Origin of the sequence: Curtobacterium sp. L6-1 (assembly GCF_018885305.1) — a bacterium.
Classification (GTDB): domain Bacteria; phylum Actinomycetota; class Actinomycetes; order Actinomycetales; family Microbacteriaceae; genus Curtobacterium; species Curtobacterium aetherium.
Genome location: NZ_CP076544.1, coordinates 3,350,142 through 3,374,319, shown reverse-complemented (window position 1 = coordinate 3,374,319; position 24,178 = coordinate 3,350,142). Strand labels below are relative to the sequence as shown.

Below are 24,178 nucleotides of genomic sequence, written 5' to 3'. Positions count from 1 at the left end.
GTTGTGGGCGCTGGGGTGGGGTGCCAGGTGTGCGGCGCTGGCGTCCCGGGCGGCTAGGCGTCGAAGGTGTGGAACCAGGCGGAGCCGCCCGGGTGCTGCACCGTGATCATCTCGTCGAGGTCACGGTACGGGCCGTCCTGGTTGTGACTCGCCGACTTGATGCGGATGGTGCCGTCCTGCTCGGTGAAGACCTCGGACACGATCGTCGTGTGGTCGGGCGAACCGTTCGCGTTCCAGTCGAACATCACGATGTCGCCGACCTTGACGTGCTCGCGCTCGTCCGAGGTCCGGCGGGTGAGCCCGAAGGTCGCCGCGTTCTGGTCGAGCCACGGGTCCATCGCCGGGCAGTACGTCCAGGTCGCGGAGTGCTCGGCTCCGCCGGCGCGGTTGTACCAGTCGGCGCGCTGCTCCCACCCGCGGGCCTGCAGCGTCTGGTTGACGTAGTTCGCGCAGTCGCCGCCGATCGGGTTCATCGTCCCGTACTCGGCGGTGTTGTAGTCCTCCCAGTGGCGCATGGCGTACTCGAGCTGCCGGTCCACGTCGGTGGTCGCGGCGTAGGCGACCGTCGTCGTGGCGACCGCGGCGCTCGCGTCCGGCACCGGCGCGGCGGTGGGGGTCGGGGTCGCGGTGCTCGTGTCCTGGGTCGTGCCGCTCTGGCCGTCGTTCGCCTGGCTGCCGTTGCCGTCCGACGTGCGGTCCACCGACGGCGAGGGGGCGACCGGCTCGGTGAACAGGGCCACGTCGGCGCTGCCGGCGGTGTACATCGCCTGGTGCGGCGCCGTGAAGGTCACCCGCGAGGCGGTCGCCTCGACGTCCCGTGCCGCCACGCCGCCGACCGTGACACCCCGCACCGCGGCGAGCCCGGTCCCGGTGACCGTGACGGTCACACCGCCGGCGAGCGGGATCGTGCCCGGCTCGACCGACGAAGCCGCCGGTGCCGCGGACGCCGCGCTCGACGAGGAGCCCGTGGCGGTGGACGCCCCGCCGGAGGCCGCACCGGACGGCTTCCGCGTCGCCGGGCCGTCCGAGGAGCAGGCAGCGGCGACGAAGCCGACACCGGTGATGCCGGCGAGGGACAGGAGGGTGCGGCGCGTGATCGGAGCAGTCATGACCGGTCCAGGGTAGGCGACGCCGTCCGCGGATCGCCCGACCGCAGCGCCGTGGACCTCGGTGGGTCAGGCCGCCGGGGCGCTGATGTTCACGAGCCAGGAGACGCCGAACCGGTCGGTCACCATCCCGAACTCGTCGCCCCACGGTGCCGGTGTCAGCGGTTCGAGGACCGTCCCGCCCGCGGACAGTGCCCGGAAGTACCCACGCAGGTCCTCGGCGTCGGCGGCGTCGCCGGAGAGGGACAGCGAGATGTTGTTCGTCTCCGATCGCCCCATCGCCGCCGGGGTGTCCGACGCCATGAGGACGTACCCGTTCGTCGTCTCGAGCTGCCCGTGCATGACCTTGTCCGCGTCGGCCGGGTCCCCCTCGGCGCCCATCTCGGCGAACGTGCCGATGCGCAGGTCACCGCCGAACACCGACTGGTAGAACTCGAGCGCCTGCCGGGCGTCGTCCCGGAAGCCGAGGTAGGGGTTCAGCCGTGAGGTCATGATGGGCTCCTTCGTCCGTCGGCTCATCGTGCCAGCCCGATCCCCGGGCGGCAAGGACGTGCGCACCGGGACGGACGTACGCACGGGGACGGACGGGCGCCGGCCACGACGAGCGCCCGGCACGACGAGCACTGGAACGACGAGCACTGGAACGACGACAGCGCGGAACGACGAAGGCCCGGATCCGATCGGGTCCGGGCCTTCGTGCATCTGGTGGAGCTAAGGGGATTCGAACCCCTGACCTTCTCATTGCGAACGAGACGCGCTACCAACTGCGCCATAGCCCCAAGTGCTCGACCACGATAGCACCGGGTCGCAGCGAACCGAAATCGAGCCGCCGCGGTCGGGCGCGCCGCCCGTCCTGCCGCGTCAGACCGCGCGACGGCGACGCATGATCGCGTCGAGGTCGGTCTCGCCGTAGGCGTCGTCACCGATCACGCCCATGCCCGCCCACCGGCTCGGCGTGGCCGGTGTCTCCGGCTCGGCCGGGGCGGCGTCGGCCGGAGCGGCGGCAGCGGGAGCGGTGGCAGCAGGAGCCGCGTCGGCTCGGCCGGACGCCGTGGCACCGGAGCGGGAGGACGCCTCGGACGGTGCCGCGCGGAGACCCAGGCGCTCCGCCAGGCGTCCCTGGTCGTGCGAGGACAGCGCCGCGGCGGCCTGCTCGACGTCGGCACGCATCCGCGACACCCGGGCGAGCGACGGGTCGGACTCCCCCGCGCGGATGGCCGCGGCCTCGGCGTCCGCCTCGGCCTTCGCCTGCGCGACACGGTCCCGCAGCCGGGCGGCGAGCTCCGCCGACGACTCGGGTGACGGCCCGGGCTGCGTGGGCGTCTGCACGTAGAGCGGCTTCGGGAGCGGCCCCGGCGTCCAGCTCCGGTCGGCGGGAGCGGCCTGCGGCTGCTCGGTCGACAGCGGCGGTGCCGGGTCGGTCCAGGTGGTGGTCGGTGCGGAGGCCCGGCGCGGCTCCGGCGCACCGCCTGCGGCCCGCCGACGGCGAGCGGTCGCGACCTGGTGCAGCTGTGCGAGGACGGCGGCCGACCCGAGGGCGGCGACGAGTCCGGCGACCGCGAGCAGCCAGGCGCCGGGGGCGGTGACGAGGACGACGACCGCGAGGACGAGGCCGAGCGTGCCGAGGATCGTCGCACCGAGGCGCGAGCGACGCATGCGCATCGCGGTGAGCGCGGGCACCGAGGACGCCCGCTCGAGCACGGGCGCCTGCGCCGCCAGACGACGGGTGATCTCGCGCTGCCGAGCGGCCTCGTGCGCGCGGGTGATGGCGGCACGCTTGGCCTCCTCGGAGCGGGCGACGCGCTGCGCCTCCGCGAGGGACTTCGCGTTCATCTCGACCCGCACCTCGTCCGGCAGCTCGGCGGTCTGCGCGAGGATGCGGAGGGTCTGCTGCAGCCGGACGGCGTTGCGCTCCGTCGCGAGGTACTGCCGACGGGCGGCCCACGCGGGCATCAGGTAGACGACCCAGAGCACCGCCGCCACGAGCAGCACGATGCCGCCGCCCCAGGTCCCGAATCCCATGGGGCAACGGTAGGGGGAGCACACCGCCCGACCGCCCATTGCCGGGAGCGTGTCGAGCGAGTCGCGACCGAACCGGCGGACGTGCCCCGGGCCTCCCGGCCGGACCCGCCGGAGACGGCGACGGGACGGACCGCGCCGGTCAGCCCCGCGGGGAGGTCTGCAGCGGCACGGCCGCCTCGTCCCACGCGTCCGGCGGCACGCTGCCCACGCCGTGCGGGACCTGTCCGCGCACCCAGCGGTCGAGGACGCCCTCGCGGACCTCCTCGGCGACCAGGCCGAAGCAGAAGTGGTCGCGCCAGTCCCCGTTGATGTGGATGTACCGGCGGCGGAGCCCCTCGTAGCGGAAGCCGAGCTTCTCGACCACGCGCAGGCTCGGGGCGTTCTCCGGACGGATGCAGATCTCGAGCCGGTGGATGCCGACGGTGCGGAAGCAGTGGTCGGTCGCCAGCGCGACGGCGGTCGGCGTCACGTTGTGGCCGGCGGCGTCCTGCACCACCCAGTAGCCGATGGAGGCGCTCGCGAGCGAGCCGTACGTGATGCCCGACACGTTCAGCTGACCGACGAAGCGACCGTCGAGCTCCATGGCGAACGGGAGGCCCAACCCGGCCCGGGCGTTCGACTGCAGGGCGCGGATGCTGCCGCGGACGTCCGACGAGGCGAGTCCGGAGGGGTTGGTCGCCTCCCAGGTGCGGAGCCACGATCGGTTGCCGGCCAGCGCGAGGTCGAGGTCGCGGGAGTCGCGGACCCGGAGGGGGCGGATGGTGACCCGCCCGTGGGTGAGGGTCGGGATCGTCGTCATCGCTTCTGGTTCCTCCGGGGTCCCGCGCTCGGCGGGACGGGTGTCCCGCACGGGCCGGGGATCACCGGGCCCGTGCGGGATGGGTCGACTCATTCGCCCGCGTTGAACTCCTTGAGCCAGGACTTGAGGTCCGGGCCGAGGTCCTCGCGGTCCGAGGCGAGCTGCACGATCGCCTTGATGTAGTCGAGTTTGTCACCGGTGTCGTAGCGGCGTCCACGGAACACGACGCCGTACACGCCCCCTGTCCATTCCTCGGCGCTCGCCATCTTCATCAGGGCGTCGGTGAGCTGGATCTCGCCGCCCTTGCCCGGCTCCTGCTTCTCGAGGACGTCGAAGACCTCGGGGCGGATGACGTAGCGGCCGATGATGGCCAGGTTCGAGGGTGCCTCGCCCTGGGCCGGCTTCTCGACCAGGCCGGTGATCTTCACGACGTCGTCGGTGTCGGTCTCCTCGACGGTCGCGATGCCGTAGAGGTGGGTCTGCGACTCCGGGACCTCGAGCAGGGCGACGATGGTCGCCTTCTTCTCGCCCTGGACCTCGATCATGCGCTTGAGCAGCGGGTCCCGGGCGTCGATGATGTCGTCACCGAGGAGCACGGCGAACGGCTCGCGGCCGACGTGCATCTTCGCGCGGAGCACCGCGTGGCCGAGACCGAGCGGGTCGCCCTGACGGACGTAGTGCATGTCGGCGAGGTCGGTCGACTGGTTGACCTTCTGGAGCTTCTCGTGGTCGCCCTTCTTCTTGAGGGTCTCCTCGAGCTCCGAGACGTGGTCGAAGTGGTTCTCGAGCGCGTTCTTGTTGCGCCCGGTGATCATGAGGACGTCGGTGAGGCCGGCGTCGACGGCCTCTTCCACCACGTACTGGATGGCCGGCTTGTCGACGACGGGGAGCATCTCCTTCGGCATCGCCTTGGTCGCGGGGAGGAAGCGCGTGCCCAGCCCTGCGGCGGGGATCACGGCCTTCGAAATCTGGAAGCCCATGGGCAGACCGTATCCGAATCCCCCTTCACGGGCATGTCAACGGATAGGAGGACAGGGAGATCGGCGGGAAGCCGCATCACCCGTGCTCGCTACACTCGTCGCCATGACCGCCGATCTCGGGAACGAGAAGCGCGCCCTGCGAGCCGACCTCCGGCAGCGGCGGCGCAGCCGGACCTCGACCGAACGCGACACCGACTCCCTCGCCCTGACGGCGACGCTGCAGCGCTTCGTCGAGGAGCGTCAGATCACCTCCGTCGCGCTGTACCTGTCGGCGCCGGACGAGCCCGACGTCCGCCCCTTCCTGAACTGGGCGTTCGACCGGGGCATCCGCGTCCTGCTGCCCGTGACCCGTGAGGACGGCCTGCTCGACTGGGCGGTCGGCGACGGCTCGTCGGAGCGCGAGGGCCTGTTCGGGATGCCCGAGGTCGTCGGCGAGGTCCTCTCCCCCCTGGCGATCAACGACGTCGACGCGATCCTCGCCCCGGCCGCCGCGGTCGGGCACGACGGCGTCCGGATGGGCTGGGGCCGCGGGTACTACGACAAGACCCTCGGGTCCATGGCGAACCGCCCGCCCGTCTATGCTGTGGTGTTCGATGCGGAGTACCTCGACGAGGTCCCGCGCGAAGCCCACGACGAACCCGTGGACGGCATCATCACGCCGTCGCGCATCATCACGTTCCGGAGCTGACGTGCCCACCTACTCGTACCGCTGCACCGAGTGCGACAACGCGTTCGACATCAAGCAGGCCTTCTCCGACGACGCACTGACAGAGTGCCCGGTCTGCGGTGGAGTGCTGCGGAAGGTGTTCTCGCCGGTGGGGGTGACCTTCAACGGTGGGGGCTTCTACCGGACGGACTCGCGTGCGACGCCGAAGGGTGCGGGCAGCGGGGGGTCCGGGTCGGGATCGTCCGGGTCGGGGTCGTCGGGGTCCGGGTCGGGCTCGTCCGGGTCCGGGTCCTCCGGGTCCGGCTCCTCCGGGTCCGGGTCGTCCGGGTCCGGGTCGTCTTCGTCGGGAGCGTCGTCGTCGGGGTCCGGCTCGTCCGGCTCGTCGTCGGGCGGATCGTCGTCGGGCGGATCGTCCGCGTCCTGACCCACCCCGCGCCTCCTGGATAGGTTGGACCGGGCCGCCTCCCGGCGGCCGTCCACGACAGAAGGGGGGCTCGCGTGAAGGGCTTCAAGGAGTTCCTGCTCCGCGGCAACGTCATCGACCTGGCGGTCGCAGTGGTCATCGGTGCCGCGTTCACCGCCATCGTCACGAGCATCGTCAACGCGATCATCAACCCGCTCATCGGTGCGGTGTTCAACGCGTCGAGCCTGGACAAGGCCCTGATCTGGAAGATCCCCACCGTCTCGGGCGGGCACGCTCCGCTGATGTTCGGCTCGGTCATCGGCGCCGTCATCAACTTCGTCATCGTCGCCGCGGTCGTGTACTTCGCGCTCGTCGTGCCGGTGAACCACCTCAAGAAGGTCGCCTTCGACCGGGTGAAGAACAACGAGGAGCAGACACCGCAGGACGTCCCGCCCACCGACGTCGAGGTGCTCGTCGAGATCCGCGACCTGCTCCGTGCCCAGCAGGGTGGCGACGCCGCCGTCGGCGGGACCGGTGGAGGCGCCCACGTCGCCCCGCCGAGCGAGCCGGAGGGCCCCGGCATCGCGGGGACGACGAAGCTCTAGCGCCTGCGCAGTCGGCGGCCGCGCGGGGTTCGTGTCGCCGCCCCGGCCGAGGTCGCGCAACACGCCGCCGACCGCCCAGCGAGGTCGCACGACCTGACGCCTCCCGAGAGGGTCCGCGGCAGACCGTGCGACCTCGACGCCGTTCCCCGGGCGTGCCTCCCCAGACGTCGGCCCCCGCCGAGGTCGCGCAACCCGCCGCCCGCCAGACGCCCGCGTCGCACGAACCGCTGCGTTGCGAGGGGTTCGGCGGCTGATCGTGCGACCTCGACGTCGCCTACCGGGAGTGGCGGCGAGGCTCGGGGCGCCGCTTGCCGGGGTCGCACGACATGCCGCGGGCTCAACGCCGCGGTCGCACGACATGCCGCGGCCGAACACCGAGGTCGCACGAACTGCCGCCCCGAGAAGGGTTCGGCGGCAGTTCGTGCGACCTCGGCGCCGAGCGCCGGGTGTGGCGGCACGGGACGGGCGTCGCACTGGCGCGGCGGGCCTCCCCTCAGCGAAGTCGCACGACGTGCCGCGGGCCGGACGCCGGGGTCGCAGGACACGCCGCTTCCCGGGGACATGAGCGGCATGTCGTGCGACCTCGGCCCCCGCCCGGCCGCCTCCGGCCGCCGCCTCCGGCCGCCGCCTCCGGGCCGCCGCCGCGCCCGCGCCCGCGCTACGCCGGAGCGCGCTGCGTCCGGTGCTTCCGGGACATCTCCGCCGCGTACTGCAGCCCGGCCAGCACGTGGCCGATCGTTCCGAGCCAGACGAACACGAGCGCGATGTTCCGGATCCACTCGTGGTCCGCAGCCACCGAGGTCGACGAGAACAGCAGCACCGGCAGCCCGATGAACAGCAGCGCGGACCGGATCTTGCCCGTCCACGTCACGCGGAGGTCCGGGTTGCCGCGGAACCACGCGCTCGAGAGGGCGACCAGCGCCACGTCGACGGCCAGCACGATCACCACGACGATCCACGGCAGCAGCCCGACGAGCACGAGCGAGAGCACGATCGCGACGATGGCCAGCCGGTCGGCGACGGGGTCGAGCACCTTGCCGAGTGCGGACTCCTGGTGCAGTCGCCGCGCGAGGAACCCGTCCGCCCAGTCGCTCACCCCGAGGACGACGAGCGACGTCAGCGCCCACCCGGGGTGCCCCGCGACCACGAGTCCGACGTAGACGGGGATGAGGACGAAGCGCACCAGCGTGATGAGGTTCGGCCACGTCTGCCAGTCGGGCCGGCGCCGCCGGGAGGGGTCCGTCATCACACGCTTCCGTTCGGGGGTCGGATCCCCAGCGTACCGGTCAGCCCCAGTGCGGCGGCCGGTCGCGGAGCAGGCGGTCGTCGTTCTCGCCGTCCCCGTGCCGCGCGGGCTCCGGTGCGGGGGTCGGGTCGCTGCCCGGCACCGGCTGGGTGGTGACGCGTCTGCCCGCGCGGGTCGCGCCTCCCGGCCGGGACCGCTCGGGAGGCTCGCCCACCGTCGTCGACGACGCTCCCGTCGGCGGGGTGGTCGGCGTCGGTCGGCCGGCCGCCCCGGTCGGGTCGGCCGCCCCGGCCTGGTCGGTCGCGACGGGCGGGTCGGTCGCGGCGGGCGTCCACGTGCCGGTGAGCTGGTCGGTGGTGGCCGTGACCGGCCCCGCCGGGCGGGCGGCCCGACGCGACGGACGAGCCGTCATCGACGAGCGGGGACCGGCGGGATCGAGATCTCCTGCGTGGCACCGCGGTCGACGCCGAGCACCTGCGCGACCGTGTTCGCCACCCGGTCCGGGTCGGAGAACAGCTGGAACGCGTGCACGCGCACGTAGTGCCAGCCGAGTCGACGCAGGACCTCGGGGCGGAGGCGCAGGGACTCCCGGAGCGATCCGCGCACGAGCGACGCGTCGGTCTCGATCGTCACGCAGACACCGCCGTGCGCGGCGACCAGGCCGAGCTTGCCGCGGTGTCCGAGCGCGACCGGTATGCCGCGCATCTCGAGCCGCCGGGCGAGGTCGACGAGCAGCGGGTCGGAGTCGTCCGGAACGTACTCGGCGGTGGTGCGGGCGCGGACCTCGGCCAGGATCTCGGCGAGGGCGACGGTGCCGTGGCCCATGCGCTCGGCCTCGATGTCCGACGGCTGGAAGCAGGTGACGATGACCATCGAGCGGCGGGCACGGGTCATCGCGACCGCGAGCAGCCGCTCCCCGCCGGGCTTGCCGAGCGGACCGAAGTCGCGCAGGACGCGGCCGTGCGGCGTGCGGCCGTACCCGATCGAGAACACGACCCGGTCGCGGCTCTGCGCCACGGACTGCTCGAGCGTGGCGACGATGAACGGCTCGGGACGGTCGCCGATGACGAACTCGGTGAGGTCCTTGTGGCCCTGCGCGGCGGCGAGGACGGCCTGCTCGACGCGGACCGCGTGCTTCGCCGAGGCCGTGATGACCATGAGCGACTCGGTCGGTCGGGTCCGGGCGTGCTCGATGACGTGGCGGACGACGCGGTCCACCTCGGCGTCGACGCTCTCGACCGCTCCGGACTCGGGGTCGGGGACGGCCTTGCCCTCGCTGACGTAGTCGAGCGCGATGGACCCGTGGCCGAGGAACGACCCGGCCCACGGCAGCGACTCGATGCGGCCGCCGTAGAACCGGCGGTTGACGAGCTCCGCCAGGTCCTCGCCGCCGGCACGGTACGAGCGGGTGAGCGAGAGGGTCGGCAGCAGCGTCGAGAGCTTCGCCAGCGCCGAGTCGGCGTGCAGCGCGTCGAGCGTCTCCTCGTCCACCTGCAGGGCACGGTGCTCGGGGTCGACGGCGATGCGGAACGGTGACGGCGTCTGCGTGACCGGGTCGCCGAACACGACGGTCTGGCGGGCACGGCGGACGGCGCCGACGGTCTCGGCGATCGTGACCGCACCGGCGTCGACCAGGATCACGGTGTCGAACGGCATCGTGTCGGCGATGTGCGCGACCTCGTACGGCGAGGCGAGCCAGACCGGCGCGATGGCACGGGACAGGTGCGGCGCGGAGTCGTGCAGCAGGCGCGAGGTGATCGCACCCTCCTTGAGCTGCGTCTTCAGCGCGGCGGACTCCTCCGGCCAGTCGACGAGCCCGACCTTCCAGTTCTCGGCGAGCTGCCACGCCAGGCCCTGGGAGACCCCGGCCGCGTGCGCGTCGTCGACGAGGCGGAAGTCGGCCTCGACCCGGTCGAGCATGTCGGTGTTCGCGCCGAGGAGTGCCCGGTCCGACTCGAGCATGGTCTCGAGGGCGGACTGCCACCAGGCGAGCTCGAGCTCGGCGGGGACCTGCACGTCGGGCACGTGGCGGTTCGCCAGGTCCGTCAGCAGGGGCTCGAGCTGCAGGTCGCGGAGGGTCTGCATGAGCTCGGTGCGCTCCTGCAGGTTGTGCAGGACGTCGGACTCGGCCGCGAGTTCGGCGATCGTCGGCACGAGCTGGTCGATCGGCAGGTTCGCGAGCTGCTGGTCGCGGCTGGTGCGGCCGAGCGGCTCGTCGAGGCGTGCGAGGTCCTGGACGACGTTCGAGAACAGGACCTGGACGTCGGCGATGCCGGTGGGGACCTCGGGGTTCACGCCGGCGGCGACGTAGCGCTGCCAGAGGACCCGCTGCTGCTGCACGCGGGTCAGGGCCTCGTGCAGGTCGGACACGTGCACGCCCGGACGGACGTACTCCCGCGCGAGCTTCTTCAGCCGGCGGCGGTTCGTGCTCGACATCGGGGCGCCCTCGCCACGCGGGGCGGTCGCGGCGACCAGCTCGGACACCGAGCGGTCGAAGACGACGGGCAGGAAGCGGTCGAGGGTGTCCCGGATCTCGGTGAGCAGGCGCAGGTAGATGCCGAGCTCGTTGATCGTCGTGAACTGCCGCATGTGCGTCGAGGCGACGAGGTCGTGCGCACGCTGCAGGAGGGCCGGGAGCGCCCCGCCGTCGAGTTCCTGCGCGGTCCGGTGGGCGCGCTGGGCACCGTCGCTCGAGGTGAACTTCGCGCCGTACCAGGGCGAGTCGTCCGGGCCGTAGCGGAACTCGCCGAGGTTGGCGGCGCTCACCATGGTCTCGGCGACGCGGGCGCGACCGCTGACCATCGAGACGACGGACTGCTTCGACAGGCGGGCGGTGGTGGACGGCGCGACCGGCAGGAGCGACAGGCGCGACAGCTCGACGAGGCAGTCGAGCACGCTGACGCCGAAGTCGGGGTCGGTGCGGGTCAGGGCGCCGCGGTAGTCGGTGAGGACCTTGCGCAGGCGGACGAGGGCGTCGTCGACCTCGCGCAGGTTCGGACGGCTCGCCTTCTCGTTCCGGGCGATCGCGCGGACGACGTCGCGGCGGAGGGTGCCCGGCGTGACGGCGACACCGGGCAGGTGCACCTCACCGAAGCGGGCGGCGATGCCGCGGAGCGTGGCCCGTCGCGGGCTCACCACGAGGACGCGCTTGTTCGCGGCGACCAGGCCGCCGAGCGCGTTGACGATGGTCTGCGTGCCGCCCGTGCCGGGCAGCGTCTTCACGACGATGGAGTTGCCGGCCGTGATCTGCGCGATCACGTTCTCCTGCTCGTCGTCGGCGTCGAGGAGGAGCGTGTCGGTCTCGGGGCTGCGCTCGTCGGACGGCGTCTGCTCGACCGGGTGGTACGACTGCTCGACCTGCCACTTGGCGCTCGGGTTGCCGGCGAGCGCGTCGAGGACGGGGTGCGCCAGGTCCTCGGTGTCCTCGACCAGGCCGGTCGCGACCTCGGCGAACGTGGACACGACCAGGCGGGCGTGGACGGAGAATCCCGGGATGTGCGCGGTCAGCCCACGGAGCCGGTCGATCACCGGGTTGGGCGTGAACGAGCCGTCCTGCTGCGCGAGCGCGACGAACGACTGCGCGTCGAGGGTCACGCCGAACTGCTCACGCAGTGCGTCGGACAGTCCGGGGTTGAGGACGGGTTCGCCGAGCAGACGGACCTCGAAGTCACGGCCGTGGCGGCGGATCGCGAGCGGGCGGAGCAGCACCGGACCGCGGAAGTGCTCGTCGCCGTGCTGCCAGTCGGCGATGCCGATGCCCAGCTTGACGGCGTCGATGCCGCGGACGGTGGCGAGCTCGGTGCCCTTCGCCTCGACGTGCCCGGCGGCGACGCGGGCGGCGCGGAGGGCGACCTCGTCGCGGATCAGGCTGGAGAGCAGCGTCGTCTTGCCGGTGATGAACTGGGCGAGGCCACCCGGGTGCGTCGTCGAGAGCTCGATGCGACCGCGGGGGTGGTCGGCGAAGTGCACGAGCGGGCTCGTCCCGCCGACGCCGGCGAGCTGTTCCCGCCAGGCGTCCCAAGCGGGCTCGGCGGCGTTGCCCGCGGTCAGGCGGGGATCGCCGAGGCTGATCGCGTGCGGGCTGGTGACCTGGAGCTCGGGGCGCAGCGGTGACTGCTCGTCGGGCAGGTCGGCACCCTCGACCGAGGCGTCGTCGTTCACGTCGTCCCCGTCATCAGTCGCCCTGTCCACTCGCCACACACGCCCACTGTAGGCGGAGGCGCGGTGCCTCTCTGGCAATGAGCCCGCGGTTCCCGCCTTTTCCGTCCCGGGGCGGCGCCTCCACCGGTCGCACCACACCGCAGCCGGGCGACCGACGCCCGACGACGACCCGCCGGCGCCGCCCGTCGGCACGCGTCCGGCGTCCAGCCGTCGTGGCGCGCTCGCCGGAGCCCGGACGCCGGGGTGTGGTACCAACGGTGCATGGCCATCGACGACCGTCCCGCTCCGTCCACCCCTGCCGGCTCCCGGCGTCGATCGGTCCCCGCCGAGATCTCGCGCTCCTGGCTCCTCGTCGCCGGCACCGCCGCCGAGCGCTTCGACCGGGCCACCCGCTCCCGCGCCGACCAGGTGATCCTGGACATCGAGGACGCCGTCGACCCGGCAGCGAAGCCGTCCGCCCGGTCCACCGTCGCCGCGTGGCTCGCCGGTGGTGGCGAGGCCTGGGTGCGGATCAACGACGTCACGACCGACTTCTGGGCGGACGACGTCGAGGAGCTCCGCGGGCTGCCCGGGCTGCAGGGCGTGATGCTCGCGAAGACCGAGTCGCCGGCGCAGGTCACGGACACCTGGCACCGGCTCGGTGGACAGACGCCCGTGATCGCCCTGGTGGAGTCCGCCGTCGGCATCGAGGAGTCGACCAGCATCGCGAAGGCGCAGGGCGCGTTCCGCCTGGCGTTCGGCAGCGGTGACTACCGGCGCGACACCGGCACGAGCGCGGACACCCTCGCGATGGCCTACCCGCGGTCCCGCCTGGTCGTGGCCTCGCGCGTCGGCGACCTGCCCGGTCCGATCGACGGTCCGACGGTCGGGTCGTCGCACCCGATCCTCCGGGAGCAGTCGCAGGTCGCGGTGTCCCTCGGCCTGACCGGCAAGCTCTGCCTGGACACCGAGCAGCTGCCGGTCATCAACGAGGTCATCTCCCCGACCCCCACCGACGTCGCGTGGGCGCAGGACTTCCTCGACGACTTCGAGGCCCGCGGCCGGGTCATCCGCGACGGTTCCGACCTGCCGCGCCTCGGCCGGGCGCAGAAGATCCAGCGTCTCGCCCAGGCGTTCGGGGTCGAGCCCCGGTAGGACGGTCCCATGACCTGGTCGAACGTCCCCGGATCCGGACCCGAGCACCACCGCCCGCAGCAGGACGGGTGGTCGTCGCAGCGTGCGACCGACGCCGAGCGTGCCGCGTGGGAGCAGGGTGCCACCTCGCTGTTCCCGCCCGGGAAGATCGCCGACCGGGTGTCGACCGTCCTGCTCCTGGCGGCGGGTGCCGTCCTGACCGCGGTCGCGGCCGTCGCGGGCATCGTCGCGGTCGCGTCCGCGGCGACGTCCTGCGGAACGAGCGCGTCGTGCAGCACGGGCGGGCTCGTCGGTGGTGCCGTGCTCGCCGCCGGAGGGGCGTTCGTGGTGGGCGTCGTGACGCTGGTGTTCGCGGTCCGCGCCTGGATCCGCCGCCGGACCTCGTGGTGGATCGCCGGGATCGGCTTCGTGCTGGCGGTCGTCGCCGTCACGTGGGGCACCGTGCTCTTCGTCGGCACCCTCGACCAGCAGGGTGTCGGTCGGGACGGCGGGGTCGCGTCCGCGCAGCTGCCGACCGGCTGACCGCCCGGCTGCTGCCGCCCAGGTGGACGAGGGGCCGGACGACCGGTCGCCCGCCTGGCCCGAGCAGCCGCCCGACCGCCCGGCGGGACATCGGGGACCGGGACACGAGCGCGACGGTGGTCGCGGGTGCGCCCGGCGGACCCGTCGCGACGGGGAGCGCGCCGCCGAGTGCGTTCCGTGGCCTGCTCGCCTGGACGCCCACCCCGCCGCCGGGCGCATGCTGGGCCGATGAAGCAACGAGTCATCGGAGACACGTCCGTCAGCGCGATCGGTCTCGGCGGCATGCCGATGTCCATCGAGGGGCGGCCGGACGAACGGCGCTCCGTCGCCACCGTCCACGCCGCCCTCGAGGCCGGCGTCACCCTCATCGACACCGCCGACGCGTACCACCTGGCCGCGCACGACGAGGTCGGCCACAACGAGGAGCTCATCGCGAAGGCGGTCCGGGAGTTCTCGGGCGACACCTCGTCCGTGCTCATCGCCACGAAGGGCGGGCACCTGCGTCCGGAAGCCGGCGCGTGGGCGCAGAACGGCGACCCGGCGTACCTCAAGGAGGCGGCGAAGGCCTCGGCGAAGCGCCTCGGCGTCGAGGCGATCGGCCTCTACCAGTTCCACCGCCCGGACCCCGCGGTGCCGTACGCCGACTCGGTCGGTGCGCTCGCGGAACTGCTCGACGAGGGTGTCATCCGGATGGCTGGCATCTCGAACGCGACCGTCGACCAGATCCGCGAGGCGAACGACGTCCTGGGCGGCCGTCTCGCCTCGGTCCAGAACCGGTTCTCGCCGGTGTTCCGCTCGAGTGAGCCGGAACTCGAGCTCTGCGACGAGCTCGGCATCGCGTTCCTGCCGTGGAGCCCGCTCGGCGGCATCGGTGGTGCCGCGGACCTCGGCACGACGGCCGAGGACTTCGCCGTCATCGCCCGCGAGCGGGACGTCACCCCGCAGGTCATCGCGCTCGCGTGGGAGCTCGCCAAGAGCGACGTCGTCATCCCGATCCCGGGAGCGTCCCGGCCGCAGTCGATCCTCGACTCCGTCACGGCGGCGACCGTCAAGCTCCGCCCCGAGGAGGTCGACCGGCTCGACGCGTCGCGACCGGAGCAGGCCGCGTAGGCGACCGACGAGACGGGACGCGCCCCGTGCCTCCAGGCGGTCTGGAGGCACGGGGCGCGTCAGCGACGGCCGTCGCGTGTCAGGACTGGCAGGTCGTGTCGAAGTCGGTCCCGGCGGTCTGGACCGCGGTGGCCGACTCCTGGAACGCCGACAGGTCGGCGGACTCCGGGTCCTTCGTGATCTGCTCGAGACGGGTCACCATGTCGCCGTAGGCGCTCTGGAAGGCCTCGGCCTTGCCCTTCACCTCGGTGTTGCTGACCGAGTCGACGCCCTCGTCGATGCTCGCGTCGAGCTCCTTGAGCTTCGCGACCGCGGCGTCGGGGTCGGACTGCAGCTTCGTGGCCTCGGACTGCAGGCCCTCGGCGGCCGAGCGGACCTTGCTCTCGAAGGCCTTGCACGCGTCGGCCTTGGACTGCGAGTCCGACTGCTCCTCGGCGGCCTTCGACGGCGCGCTCGAGGAACCGCTCGTCGCACCCCCGGCGTCCTGGTTCCCCTCGGCCGTGGTGCTGCCGCCCGACGAGCACCCGGCGAGCAGGGCCATCGCGAGTGCCGCGGTCGCGAGGACGGAGACGTGCTTCGTGGACATGGGATCCCCCTTGGTTCGTGACGGGCTCCCGTTCGGGGCGCCGTTCCGCTCCGACAGTACTGACCGGATGCTCAGGAGTCCGGCACGGGCGACCGGGCCCGTCGGGCGGGCGCGTACGGTCGAGGGATGCGTGCCATCACCTTCTCCCAGCCCGGCGACGTCGACGTCCTCACCCTCGGCGAGCTCCCCGACCCCGTGCCCGGCGAGGGCGAGGTCCTCGTCGAGGTCGCGGCCGCGGGCGTCAACAACGCGGACCTGCAGCAGCGGCAGGGGAACTACCCGCCGCCGCCCGGCGCGTCCGACGTGCTCGGGCTCGAGGTCTCCGGAACGGTCCGCGCGCTCGGCGCCGGCGTGACCGGATGGGCGGTCGGCGACCGGGTCTGCGCCCTGCTGAGCGGCGGCGGGTACGCCTCGCTCGCGGTCGTGCCCGCGGCGCAGCTCCTGCCGGTGCCCGACGGGCTCGACCTGGTGGCCGCGGCCGCGCTCCCCGAGGCCGCGTGCACGGTGTACTCGAACATCGGGATGCTCGCCGGACTCCGCCCCGGGCAGACGCTCCTGGTGCACGGCGGCACCGGCGGGATGGGGTCGCACGCGGTGCTCTGGGCGAAGGCCCTCGGCGCCCGGGTGATCGCGACGAGCGGCGGCGCGCGGAAGGTGGCGGCCTCCCGCGAGCTCGGCGCGGACCTCGTCGTCGACCACCGCGAGGAGGACTTCGTCGAGCGCGCCCTCGCCTTCACGGACGGGGTCGGCGTCGACGTGGTGCTCGACGTGGTCGGGCCGTCCTACCTGCACCGGAACCTCGAGGTCCTGGCGCCGAACGGTCACCTCGCGATCATCGCGGCCGGGTCCGGGCCGGACGCCACCCTGCCGATCGGGCAGCTCATGCGCAAGCGGGCATCGGTCAGCGGGACGACCCTCCGGGCGCGGCCGTCCGCCGAGAAGGCCGCGATCGTCGCGGCGGTGCGGCGGGACGTCTGGCCGTTCGTCGAGGACGGGCGGGTGCGTCCGGTCGTGGACACGGTGCTGCCGCTCGCCGACGCGGCCGAGGCGCACCGGCGCCTGGCGTCCGGCGACGTCGTCGGGAAGCTGCTGCTCGCCGTGTAGGCCCGGTCAGGCGTGCACGCGCGCCAGGAACGCCCGGAGTGCCGGGTGCTGCGGGTCGTCGAGGACCGCCGCGGGAGCGCCCTCCTCGACGACCTCGCCCTGGTGCAGGAACACGATCCGGTCGGCGACGTTCCGCGCGAAGTGCATCTCGTGCGTCGTCATGAGGATGGTCGAGCCCTGCTGCTTGAGCTCGGTGACCAGGTCGAGGACCTCGCCCACGAGCTGCGGGTCGAGCGCACTGGTCACCTCGTCGAGCAGGAGCAGCTCCGGGTCGGACGCGATCGCCCGGACCACGGCGACGCGCTGCTGCTGTCCGCCGGACAACCGGTCCGGGTACGCCGACGCGAAGTCCGCGAGCCCGATCCGGTCCAGCAGGCGGCGTGCGGTCGCCTCGGCCTCGGCCCGGGAGGCGCGGTGCACCTTCCGCGAGGCGAGCGTCACGTTGTCGAGGACGCTCATGTGCGGGAACAGGTTGAACTGCTGGAACACGACGCCGATCCGGGCGCGGGTGGCGTCGACGTCGACCCGCGGGTCCGACACGTCGTCGCCGCGGAGCAGGATCTGGCCGTCGTCGATGCCCTCGAGCAGGTTCACGGTCTTCAGCAGCGTCGACTTGCCGGAGCCCGAGGCACCGATGACGCAGATCACCTCGTGCCGGTGCACCGCCAGGTTGATCCCGCGCAGGACCTGCTGGTCGCCGAAGGACTTGCGCAGGCCGCGCAGTTCGAGGACGGGAACGGTCTCGTCGCTCACACCGTGCCTCCGATCTGTTCGCGCTGCTGCTGCTTCCGGGCGATGCCGTCGGTGATGCGGATGAGCGGCAGGCTGATGAGGACGAAGAGCAGGCCGGCGACGAGGTACGGCGTGAAGTTCGTCTCCTCGGCCTGAGCGATCTGCGCGCTGCGGACGGCGTCGACCGCGCCGAGGATCGAGACCAGCCCGACGTCCTTCTGCATCGACACGAAGTCGTTCATGAGCGCCGGGGTGACCTTGCGGATCGCCTGCGGCAGCACGACCAACCGCAGCGTCTGGGCGTGGGACAGGCCGAGCGACCGAGCGGCCAGGCGCTGGGACGGGTGCACCGCCTCCATGCCGGCGCGGAGCACCTCGGCGACGTACGACGAGTACGTCAGCACGATGGCGATCGTGCCCCAGAACTCCGGGGCGAGGCGCGGGAAGACGCCGAGGCCGGGCAGGCCGAAGCCGACCAGGTAGAGCACGATGATGAGCGGCAGGCCGCGGAACAGGTCGGTGTAGCCGGTCGCGAGCATCCGCAGCGGGAAGAACACCGGGCTCCGCAGACCGCGGACGACCGCGAGCAGGGTGCCGAGGACGGCCACACCGATGCTCGCGAAGAACAGGATCCGCACGTTCAGCCACAGGCCGAGCAGGATGTCCGGCAGCGTCGCCCACGCAACGGCCGGGTCGAAGAACGACCGCTGCACCGCGGCCCACCCGGGGGTGTTGACGATGCCGGTCCAGACGAGCGCGACGACGACGAGCGTCGACACCACCGACACGGCGACCGAGCGGCGGCCGCGCTGCCGGCGGTAGAGCTGCCGTTCGCGCTCGACCTGGCTCGGTGCCGGGGCGACGACGGGGGTGCCGGCTCCCGCCGGACCGCCCGCGCCGGCGGGCAGGGTCATGCGCGGGTCACTTCAGGACCGGCGTGTTCGTCTCGGAGGACAGCCACTTGGTCTGCAGGTCCTCGAGCGTGCCGTCCGCGTCGAGCGACTCGATCGCGTCGTCGACCTTGCTCGTCAGGGCCGAGTCCTTGGGCAGCACGATGCCGAACTGGTCGCCCTTGCCGTCGGCCGGGAACTGCGCCGAGACGGTGCCGTCGTCGACCTGCGAGGCGGCGATGAAGAACGCGGTGGGCAGGTCGGTGACGATGGCGTCGATCTGACCGGACCCGAGCGCCAGGACGGCGTCGTCGTTCGAGTTGAACACCTGCGGGGTGACGCCGAGCACGTCCTTGACGCTCTGGATGCTCGTCGAACCGGCGGCGACGCCGATGGTGTCCTTCTTCAGCGACGCGACGGTGGTGTCCCCGGCTGCGGCGGACCCCGCGGACGTCACGACGGCCTGGGTGGTCGTGTAGTACGGCGACGACATGTCGACGGCCTTCTTGCGCTTGGCGTCGATCGAGAACTGTTGCAGGTTGAGGTCCCAGTCCTTCGCGCCCGGGGCGATGGCGCTGTCGAAGGTGCTGCGCTTCCACACGACGTCGGACTTCTCGTACCCCATCTCCTTCGCGACGGCGTAGGCGAGCGCGGCCTCGAAGCCCTTGCCGGACGCGGGGTCGTCGTCCTCGACCCAGGGCGAGTACGCGGGCTGGCCGGTGGCGATCGTGAGCTTGCCGTCGGTCACGGTGCCGTCGGCGTTGCTGCTCCCGCCGGACGAGCACCCGGCGAGGGCGGTCGCGGCGACGAGGGCCGAGGCGAGGGCGATGGTCAGGCGGAGGGGACGGGTCACGGTCTGGCCTTCGTCGAGAGGAGAACAGGGCAGGACGAAGTGTACTTCGCCGTGGGATACCAACGCGAAGCGGATGACTCCTCGCTACTCGGTGGGCTGGACCATCGTGAAGTCCTCGAACGAGAAGCCGGGCGACACCAGGCAGCTGAGGAGCACCTCGCCGTCCCCGGGGATCGTGCGCTGCCACACACCACCGCGGACGAACGCCTGCGCGTCGTTGACCCGGTCGCGCCCGGCGTCCGGGCCGAGGGTGATCCGTGCGCCGGGCTCGGGCTGCTCCCCGGACCCGCCGAGTTCGAGCTCGACCGTGTCGGGACCGTGCCACATCCAGATCTCGTCGCTCGTGACCCGGTGCCACGCCGACGCCTCGCCCGGCGGCAGGAGGAAGTGGATGAGGGTCGCGGCGGGTCGCTCCCCCGCGGGGGTCTGCACGGTGGCGGGCGAGGTCCAGGTGCGGACGTACCAGCCGCCCTCGGGGTGCGGCTCCATGCCGAGGGCGGCCGCGCGCTGCGGGACGTCGAGCCACTCGACGAGGTCGCCGGAGACGGTGCGGCGGGCGGCCGTGCCGGGGCGGGGCGGGGTGTCGGTCATCGGGACTCCTTGCTGGTGGTGACGGCTCCGGTGGTCGGGCCGCCGGGCATGGGGCTGCCGGGCGTGGGGCTGCCGGGCGTGGGGTTGCCGGCCGTGGGGCCGACGGTCGCGGCACCCGCGGTCCGGACGACCCCGCGGACCACGGTGGCGGCGGCACGTCCGGCGCCGTCCTCCACGAGCTCGGCGAGCGCGTCGGGCACGGTCCGCGCGTCGACGTCGAACACGGCCAGGTCCGCCCGCGCCCCCACGGCGAGGTGCCCGGTGCGGTCCGGACCGACCGCGAGCCCCATGGCGTGCGCGCCGCCCAGGGTCGCGGCCGCGAGCAGCCGTTCGTGCAGGTCGCGCGCGGCGTACCCCTGCGCGCGGGCGATGCGGTGCAGCGCGGTGACGTCGGCCATCGGGTCGAGGGACGGCGAGGACGACAGCGAGTCGGTGCCGACGGCGATCGGGCTGCCCTCGCGCAGGTAGTCGGCGACGGGCGGCGGGTCGAGTCCGATGACGGCGTTCGACCGCGGGCAGAGCGCGACGGCGGTCCCCCGTGCCCGGAGCAGCGCGCGGTCGGCCGCGGTCACGTAGACGCCGTGGGCGATGTGGCAGTCCGGACCGAGGACGCCGAGGCGGTCGACGAACGAGGTCGCGCTCGCACCGAACCCGAGCGCCCGCATGGCCCGGAAGGACGGCACGTTCGCCAGGTGCCAGTCCGCGCCGTGGCCGATCCCGGCGACACCGTCGAGCCCGGGGACCGGTTCGACGGCGGCGCGCTCCCCCTCGAAGGCGGCCTCGCCGAGGTGCAGGTGCAGGCGGAGGCCGCGCTGCCGCACGATGTCGGGCAGTTCCAGCAGCGGGGCGACGTCGAGCGAGTAGGGCGCGTGCGGGGACAGCCCGGCGCCGGGGCTGGTCGGGACGCGCTCGAGCTCGGCGAGGACCTGGGCGCGCCCGTGCTCCTGCCAGACCGCGTTCTCCCAGTCCATCACCTCCCAGTAGGCGATGCCGCCGAGCCCGTGGGCCTCGAGCGCGGTGGCCGCCTCGATGTCCGTCACGACGTCCGCGATGCTCGTCACCCCGGCCGCGATCGACTGCACGGCGCCCGCGGCGGCCTCGGCCCGCCAGTCGTGCGGCTCGGCGTAGTCGACGTTGAACGCGGCCGCCCAGTCCTCGAACCCGTTGTACTGCCGCTGCCCGACACTGGCCATGCCGGTGTACTGCAGGTGCGTGTGGGCATTGACGAGGCCCGGCAGCAGCGCACCGCGCCAGCGCCGCTCGGTGAACGGCGTGCCGTCGAGCTGGTCCACGACCCACGAGCGTTCGCCGACGTGCAGGATCCGGCCGTCGCGCACCGCCACCGCTCCGTCGGCGATCGGCGGCGCGGTCATCGGCACGACGATCCGCGCGGAGTGCACGGTCGTGGCCGCGGGGTCCGGTCGACCGGTCACGTCGGGTCCCCGAACCGTCGGGTCCGGACGTCGGGTTCCCGGTCGACGGGCTGCGCGGCGAGGCCGACGGCCTGCGCGGCGAGCGCGCCGGGTCCGTCGGTGCGGCCACCGGACGGCGCGGCGGTCCCGCCGGGAGGCGCGGCCACCGCCCCGAACACGGCGAGCGCCACCCGGGCGGTCGCCTCGTCCACCGCGGAGTCGATCGGCACGACGGCACGGTCGAGCTCGTCGCCCCGCTCGACGAGCATCCGCACGGCGCCGAGCTGCGCCGCGAACGACAGGTCCATGATCTCGATCGGGTTGCCCTCGGCAGCGGTGATGTTGATGCAGCCGCCCCCGTCGAGCAGGAGCACGGCGGGCCCGTCCGGCAGCGCCAGCCGCTCGACCTTCCGTCCGACCGGCGTGCGGACGGCCCCGGCGGCCACGGCCTCGTCGACCGCGACCTCCTGGTCCACCCCGCCCGCGACCGAGACGACGGCGTCGGGGGCGCAGGCCCGCAGGACCGCCACGCTGACCGTGTCGGGCACCCCGGTCGCACTGACCACGAGGTCGGCGGCGTGGACGGCCTCGGTGAGCGGTGCGACGGCGTACCCGGCGAACAGGGCCTGCAGCGCGCGGACCGGGTCGGTCTCCGCGACGGTGACCCGGAAGCCGAGCGCCCGGAGCACCAGGGCGACCCCCTCGCCCACGTGCCCGAACCCGGCGACGACCGCCGCGCCTCCCGTCAGCTCCGGCCGCACGGCGGGGTCGAGCGCGTCGACCAGGTCGAGCGTCGCGAACACCGTCGACTGCCCGGTGCCGTACCGGTTGTCGAAGAAGGTCTTGGTGCGGGCGTCGTTCACCGCGACGACCGGGATGCCGAGCTGCCCGCGGGCGGCGAGGACCCGCAACGGGCGCAGGCCGCTCGTGGTCTCCTCGGCCGCACCGAGCATCGTCGGCAGCAGGTCGGGGCGTTCCTGGTGCACGAGCCGCACGACGTGGGAGCCGTCGTCGACGAGCACGTGCGGCCGGGTGTCGAGCATCGCGAGGGCGAGGGCACGCTGCTCCGCCACCGTCGCGGTGCTGCTCGCGTGCACCGGCACACCCGCGGCACGGAGGACCGCGGCGACGGCGTCGTCGGTCTCGTCCGCGTGGGCGTAGACCACGACCTCGGCGCCGGCGTCCCGCAGCAGGAGCGACAGCACGGCGGTCTTCGGTTCGAGGAACAGGCTCACGCCGATGCGGGTGCCGCGCAGCAGGCCTCCCTGCCGGAGTTCGTCGGCGACCGCGCGGGAGACCGGCATCGACCGGCGGGCCCAGCGGATGCGTGCGGCGGCGGCGGGGTCGTCCTCGGCGTCGCGGCCGGTCGAGACGAGGAAGACGTCGTCGGAGAGCATCGGGACGCCGAGCACCCCCGGTCGGGCGAGGGTCGTCGGGCCGGCGGCGTCCTCGTCGACGGCGGGGACGTGACGCCCGGCGTCGACGACGAGGAGCGTGGCACCCCGGGCGCGGTCGGTGGTGGCGGTCTCGACGGCGGCGGCGCTCTCGTCGGGCGTGCCGAGGCACCAGAGCTGGTCGACCGCGGTGCCGTCGGCGGCGTCGGCCGGTCGTGCGCCGAGGCCGGTGAGCAGGTGGTGCAGGACGGCGGCCTCCCGCCGGTCACCGCCGACGATGCGGAAGCGGCGGGCCGCGACGAGCATGTTCGTCACGCGGGCGACGTGGCGGACCGCGGTGGAGGCCCAGTGCAGCGTGGCCGGGTCGGCGCGGGTCGTCGGGTCGGCGCGCGGCATGGAGCCATCGTAGGACGCGGACGGGCCGCGTCGGGCCGCGTCGGGCCCGGTCCGGTCTGGTCCGGTCCGGTCCGGTCAGAGCGTGTGCCGCGGTGGCGTCCGGTGCCAGACCGGGCCCTCGTCCTCGCCGTCGCCCCGTCCGCCGTCCATGGGGACCTGCCACGGTCCGCCGTCCCCGGGCAGTGGCCACGGTCCGCCGACCCCGGCGTCCCGGGCGTCCCGGGCGGCGTCGATCCGTCGGGCCTGCCGCCGGTGGTGCAGGAGCACGCCGACGAGCACGCCGACGCCGATCACGGACACGACGACGAGTCCAGCCACGTACAGGGCCGTGACGAGCCCGGCGAGCGCCGCGGGCACGCTCCCGTCCTGCGCCGCCGACAACGGGGTCCCGGTGATGACGAACGCCAGCAGGGTCGAGATCGTCGCGTTCGAGTCCCACAGACCGTGCAGCACGGCGACCACGACGTAGGCGAGCAGCACCTGCCACGTCCACCGGAACCGGGCCCGTCCGTGCGCGACCCCGAAGAGCACCGCACCGAGGATCGCCGTCCAGAGCACGTGGCCGACCGGCGAGAGCACCGCGCGGAAGACCTCGGTCTGCAGCAGCGAGGCCAGGTCGATCCCCCGCGTGGTGATCGCCGCGTTGAAGGCGTACCCGGCGGACTCGAACGCCGAGAAGCCGGCACCGACCGTCGCCCCGAGCAGCGCACCCTGCCGGGCCATCCTCGGCCGCACCCGCCAGCCGACGACGACGAGCAGGACCCCCTTGACGAGTTCCTCCACGAAGCCGACGAGCAGGTACAGCCCGGCGCCGGGCCGCAGGTCGGCCTCGAGCAGGGACGCGCCGAGCACCCCGAGGATCCCGCCGACGAAGAACGCCGTGACGAGCTGCAGCGTGCTGACCGTGCCCGTGACCCGTTCGATGACGAAGAGCACCACGGCGAAGGGCACGAGGAAGCTGCCCAGCAGGATGATCGTCGGGACGAGGTTCGTGTTCTGCGTGGCGACGGTGACGACGATCGTCACGACCCACAGCAGCAGACCGCCGAGCAGCGTCTTCCACCACCAGCCGTGGCGGTGGTGCGGGTGGTCGGCGACGGGCAGGGTCTCCAGCGTCATGGGCCCCATCGTGCTCCGGCCCGCGCCGGAGGGTCACCGGGAATACCGCGGACGCACCACGCGTAGTGACGGACATGAGTGACGAGACGTTCGACAAGGTGACCATGTTCGGCGCGGACTGGTGCCGCGACTGCCGCCGGTCCAAGGCGCTGCTGGACCGCCTGGGCGTGGACTACGAGTACGTGGACGTCGAGGCCGACCTGTCCGCCGCGGACCGTGCCGAGGCGATCAGCGGACGCAAGAACATCCCGGTCGTCGTGCTCCCGAACGGCAAGCACTTCGTGGAGCCGTCCGACGCCGAACTGCAGGGTGAGCTGGAGGCCTCGGGCGCGGTCTGAGCACACGG

The 24,178-nt window shown here is 73.3% G+C and carries 24 protein-coding genes, 1 tRNA gene and 1 pseudogene; 8 read left to right on the top strand and 18 right to left on the bottom strand.

The window, feature by feature from the left end; all coding sequences use genetic code 11:
- Positions 1-53: 53 nt before the first annotated feature.
- The 6 genes from KM842_RS15645 to galU all read right to left on the bottom strand — a co-directional run bounded on the left by KM842_RS15645 (position 54) and on the right by galU (position 4,907).
- Complete coding sequence (locus KM842_RS15645) at positions 54-1,109, bottom strand: amidase domain-containing protein (RefSeq protein ID WP_216259796.1); 1,056 nt, start codon at positions 1,107-1,109, stop codon at positions 54-56.
- Between the two features lie 66 nt (positions 1,110-1,175).
- On the bottom strand, positions 1,176-1,598 hold the full coding sequence (locus KM842_RS15640) for a VOC family protein (protein ID WP_216259794.1): 423 nt from the start codon (positions 1,596-1,598) through the stop codon (positions 1,176-1,178).
- Positions 1,599-1,809: 211 nt separating this feature from the next.
- Positions 1,810-1,885 (bottom strand) — tRNA-Ala (locus tag KM842_RS15635).
- An 82-nt stretch (positions 1,886-1,967) separates the two neighbouring features.
- Positions 1,968-3,128, bottom strand: coding sequence for a hypothetical protein (locus tag KM842_RS15630; RefSeq protein ID WP_216259792.1), 1,161 nt, complete (start codon positions 3,126-3,128; stop codon positions 1,968-1,970).
- Positions 3,129-3,267: 139 nt separating this feature from the next.
- On the bottom strand, positions 3,268-3,927 hold the full coding sequence (locus tag KM842_RS15625) for a GNAT family N-acetyltransferase (RefSeq protein ID WP_216259790.1): 660 nt from the start codon (positions 3,925-3,927) through the stop codon (positions 3,268-3,270).
- An 89-nt stretch (positions 3,928-4,016) separates the two neighbouring features.
- On the bottom strand, positions 4,017-4,907 hold the full coding sequence (galU, locus tag KM842_RS15620; RefSeq protein WP_216259788.1) for a UTP--glucose-1-phosphate uridylyltransferase GalU: 891 nt from the start codon (positions 4,905-4,907) through the stop codon (positions 4,017-4,019).
- A gap of 103 nt (positions 4,908-5,010) precedes the next feature.
- Here galU and KM842_RS15615 point away from each other — a divergent pair, with 103 nt between their 5' ends.
- Both KM842_RS15615 and KM842_RS16100 read left to right on the top strand, forming a co-directional pair.
- Positions 5,011-5,595 (top strand): 5-formyltetrahydrofolate cyclo-ligase, encoded by a 585-nt coding sequence (locus KM842_RS15615; protein ID WP_216259786.1) that lies wholly within the window; start codon positions 5,011-5,013, stop codon positions 5,593-5,595.
- Positions 5,486-5,737: pseudogene (locus KM842_RS16100) on the top strand (FmdB family zinc ribbon protein); the annotation flags it as partial. The gene KM842_RS15615 and the pseudogene KM842_RS16100, both read left to right, overlap by 110 nt.
- Positions 5,738-5,751: 14 nt before the next feature.
- Here the strand turns inward: KM842_RS16100 and KM842_RS16095 are convergent.
- Positions 5,752-6,003, bottom strand: a complete 252-nt coding sequence (locus KM842_RS16095) for a hypothetical protein (protein ID WP_367397725.1) — start codon at positions 6,001-6,003, stop codon at positions 5,752-5,754.
- Between the two features lie 69 nt (positions 6,004-6,072).
- Here KM842_RS16095 and mscL point away from each other — a divergent pair, with 69 nt between their 5' ends.
- Positions 6,073-6,582 (top strand): large conductance mechanosensitive channel protein MscL, encoded by a 510-nt coding sequence (gene mscL, locus KM842_RS15605; RefSeq protein WP_216259782.1) that lies wholly within the window; start codon positions 6,073-6,075, stop codon positions 6,580-6,582.
- A gap of 658 nt (positions 6,583-7,240) precedes the next feature.
- On the opposite strand, the gene KM842_RS15600 is transcribed toward mscL, so the two are convergent.
- Genes KM842_RS15600 through KM842_RS15590 form a run of 3 tightly spaced genes read right to left on the bottom strand, consistent with a single transcriptional unit; the run spans position 7,241 to position 11,989 of the window.
- Entirely contained in the window at positions 7,241-7,828 is a 588-nt protein-coding gene (locus KM842_RS15600; RefSeq protein ID WP_216259780.1) for a CDP-alcohol phosphatidyltransferase family protein, read from the bottom strand.
- Positions 7,829-7,868: 40 nt separating this feature from the next.
- Positions 7,869-8,240 (bottom strand): hypothetical protein, encoded by a 372-nt coding sequence (locus KM842_RS15595; protein ID WP_216259778.1) that lies wholly within the window; start codon positions 8,238-8,240, stop codon positions 7,869-7,871.
- Entirely contained in the window at positions 8,237-11,989 is a 3,753-nt protein-coding gene (locus KM842_RS15590) for an AAA family ATPase (protein ID WP_437124534.1), read from the bottom strand. Before KM842_RS15590 ends, KM842_RS15595 begins: the two co-directional genes overlap by 4 nt.
- Positions 11,990-12,250: 261 nt before the next feature.
- Between KM842_RS15590 and KM842_RS15585 the strand changes: the two genes are divergently transcribed.
- From KM842_RS15585 to KM842_RS15575, 3 genes are all read left to right on the top strand, one after another.
- Positions 12,251-13,123, top strand: coding sequence for an HpcH/HpaI aldolase/citrate lyase family protein (locus tag KM842_RS15585; RefSeq protein WP_216259774.1), 873 nt, complete (start codon positions 12,251-12,253; stop codon positions 13,121-13,123).
- Positions 13,124-13,132: 9 nt separating this feature from the next.
- Positions 13,133-13,645, top strand: a complete 513-nt coding sequence (locus tag KM842_RS15580) for a DUF6264 family protein (RefSeq protein WP_216259773.1) — start codon at positions 13,133-13,135, stop codon at positions 13,643-13,645.
- Between the two features lie 228 nt (positions 13,646-13,873).
- A complete protein-coding gene (locus KM842_RS15575; protein ID WP_216259771.1) occupies positions 13,874-14,755 on the top strand; it encodes an aldo/keto reductase in 882 nt (293 codons plus the stop codon).
- A gap of 79 nt (positions 14,756-14,834) precedes the next feature.
- On the opposite strand, the gene KM842_RS15570 is transcribed toward KM842_RS15575, so the two are convergent.
- Entirely contained in the window at positions 14,835-15,341 is a 507-nt protein-coding gene (locus KM842_RS15570) for a hypothetical protein (protein WP_216259769.1), read from the bottom strand.
- 126 nt (positions 15,342-15,467) lie between these two features.
- Here KM842_RS15570 and KM842_RS15565 point away from each other — a divergent pair, with 126 nt between their 5' ends.
- Positions 15,468-16,445 (top strand): NAD(P)H-quinone oxidoreductase, encoded by a 978-nt coding sequence (locus tag KM842_RS15565; RefSeq protein ID WP_216259767.1) that lies wholly within the window; start codon positions 15,468-15,470, stop codon positions 16,443-16,445.
- 6 nt (positions 16,446-16,451) lie between these two features.
- Here KM842_RS15565 and KM842_RS15560 read toward each other — a convergent pair whose 3' ends face one another.
- The 7 genes from KM842_RS15560 to KM842_RS15530 all read right to left on the bottom strand — a co-directional run bounded on the left by KM842_RS15560 (position 16,452) and on the right by KM842_RS15530 (position 23,832).
- On the bottom strand, positions 16,452-17,198 hold the full coding sequence (locus KM842_RS15560) for an amino acid ABC transporter ATP-binding protein (protein ID WP_216259765.1): 747 nt from the start codon (positions 17,196-17,198) through the stop codon (positions 16,452-16,454).
- Positions 17,195-18,091, bottom strand: a complete 897-nt coding sequence (locus KM842_RS15555) for an amino acid ABC transporter permease (protein ID WP_216259763.1) — start codon at positions 18,089-18,091, stop codon at positions 17,195-17,197. The genes KM842_RS15560 and KM842_RS15555 overlap by 4 nt, the downstream gene beginning before the upstream one ends.
- Before the next feature lie 7 nt (positions 18,092-18,098).
- On the bottom strand, positions 18,099-18,920 hold the full coding sequence (locus KM842_RS15550) for an ABC transporter substrate-binding protein (protein WP_216259761.1): 822 nt from the start codon (positions 18,918-18,920) through the stop codon (positions 18,099-18,101).
- Between the two features lie 84 nt (positions 18,921-19,004).
- On the bottom strand, positions 19,005-19,511 hold the full coding sequence (locus KM842_RS15545; protein ID WP_216259759.1) for a cupin domain-containing protein: 507 nt from the start codon (positions 19,509-19,511) through the stop codon (positions 19,005-19,007).
- Complete coding sequence (locus tag KM842_RS15540) at positions 19,508-20,944, bottom strand: amidohydrolase family protein (protein WP_367397698.1); 1,437 nt, start codon at positions 20,942-20,944, stop codon at positions 19,508-19,510. Before KM842_RS15540 ends, KM842_RS15545 begins: the two co-directional genes overlap by 4 nt.
- Entirely contained in the window at positions 20,941-22,713 is a 1,773-nt protein-coding gene (locus KM842_RS15535; protein WP_216259757.1) for an adenosylhomocysteinase, read from the bottom strand. Before KM842_RS15535 ends, KM842_RS15540 begins: the two co-directional genes overlap by 4 nt.
- A 75-nt stretch (positions 22,714-22,788) precedes the next feature.
- Positions 22,789-23,832, bottom strand: a complete 1,044-nt coding sequence (locus KM842_RS15530) for a PrsW family glutamic-type intramembrane protease (RefSeq protein WP_253206162.1) — start codon at positions 23,830-23,832, stop codon at positions 22,789-22,791.
- A gap of 74 nt (positions 23,833-23,906) precedes the next feature.
- Between KM842_RS15530 and KM842_RS15525 the strand changes: the two genes are divergently transcribed.
- Positions 23,907-24,170, top strand: a complete 264-nt coding sequence (locus KM842_RS15525; RefSeq protein WP_216259753.1) for a glutaredoxin family protein — start codon at positions 23,907-23,909, stop codon at positions 24,168-24,170.
- Positions 24,171-24,178: the final 8 nt, after the last annotated feature.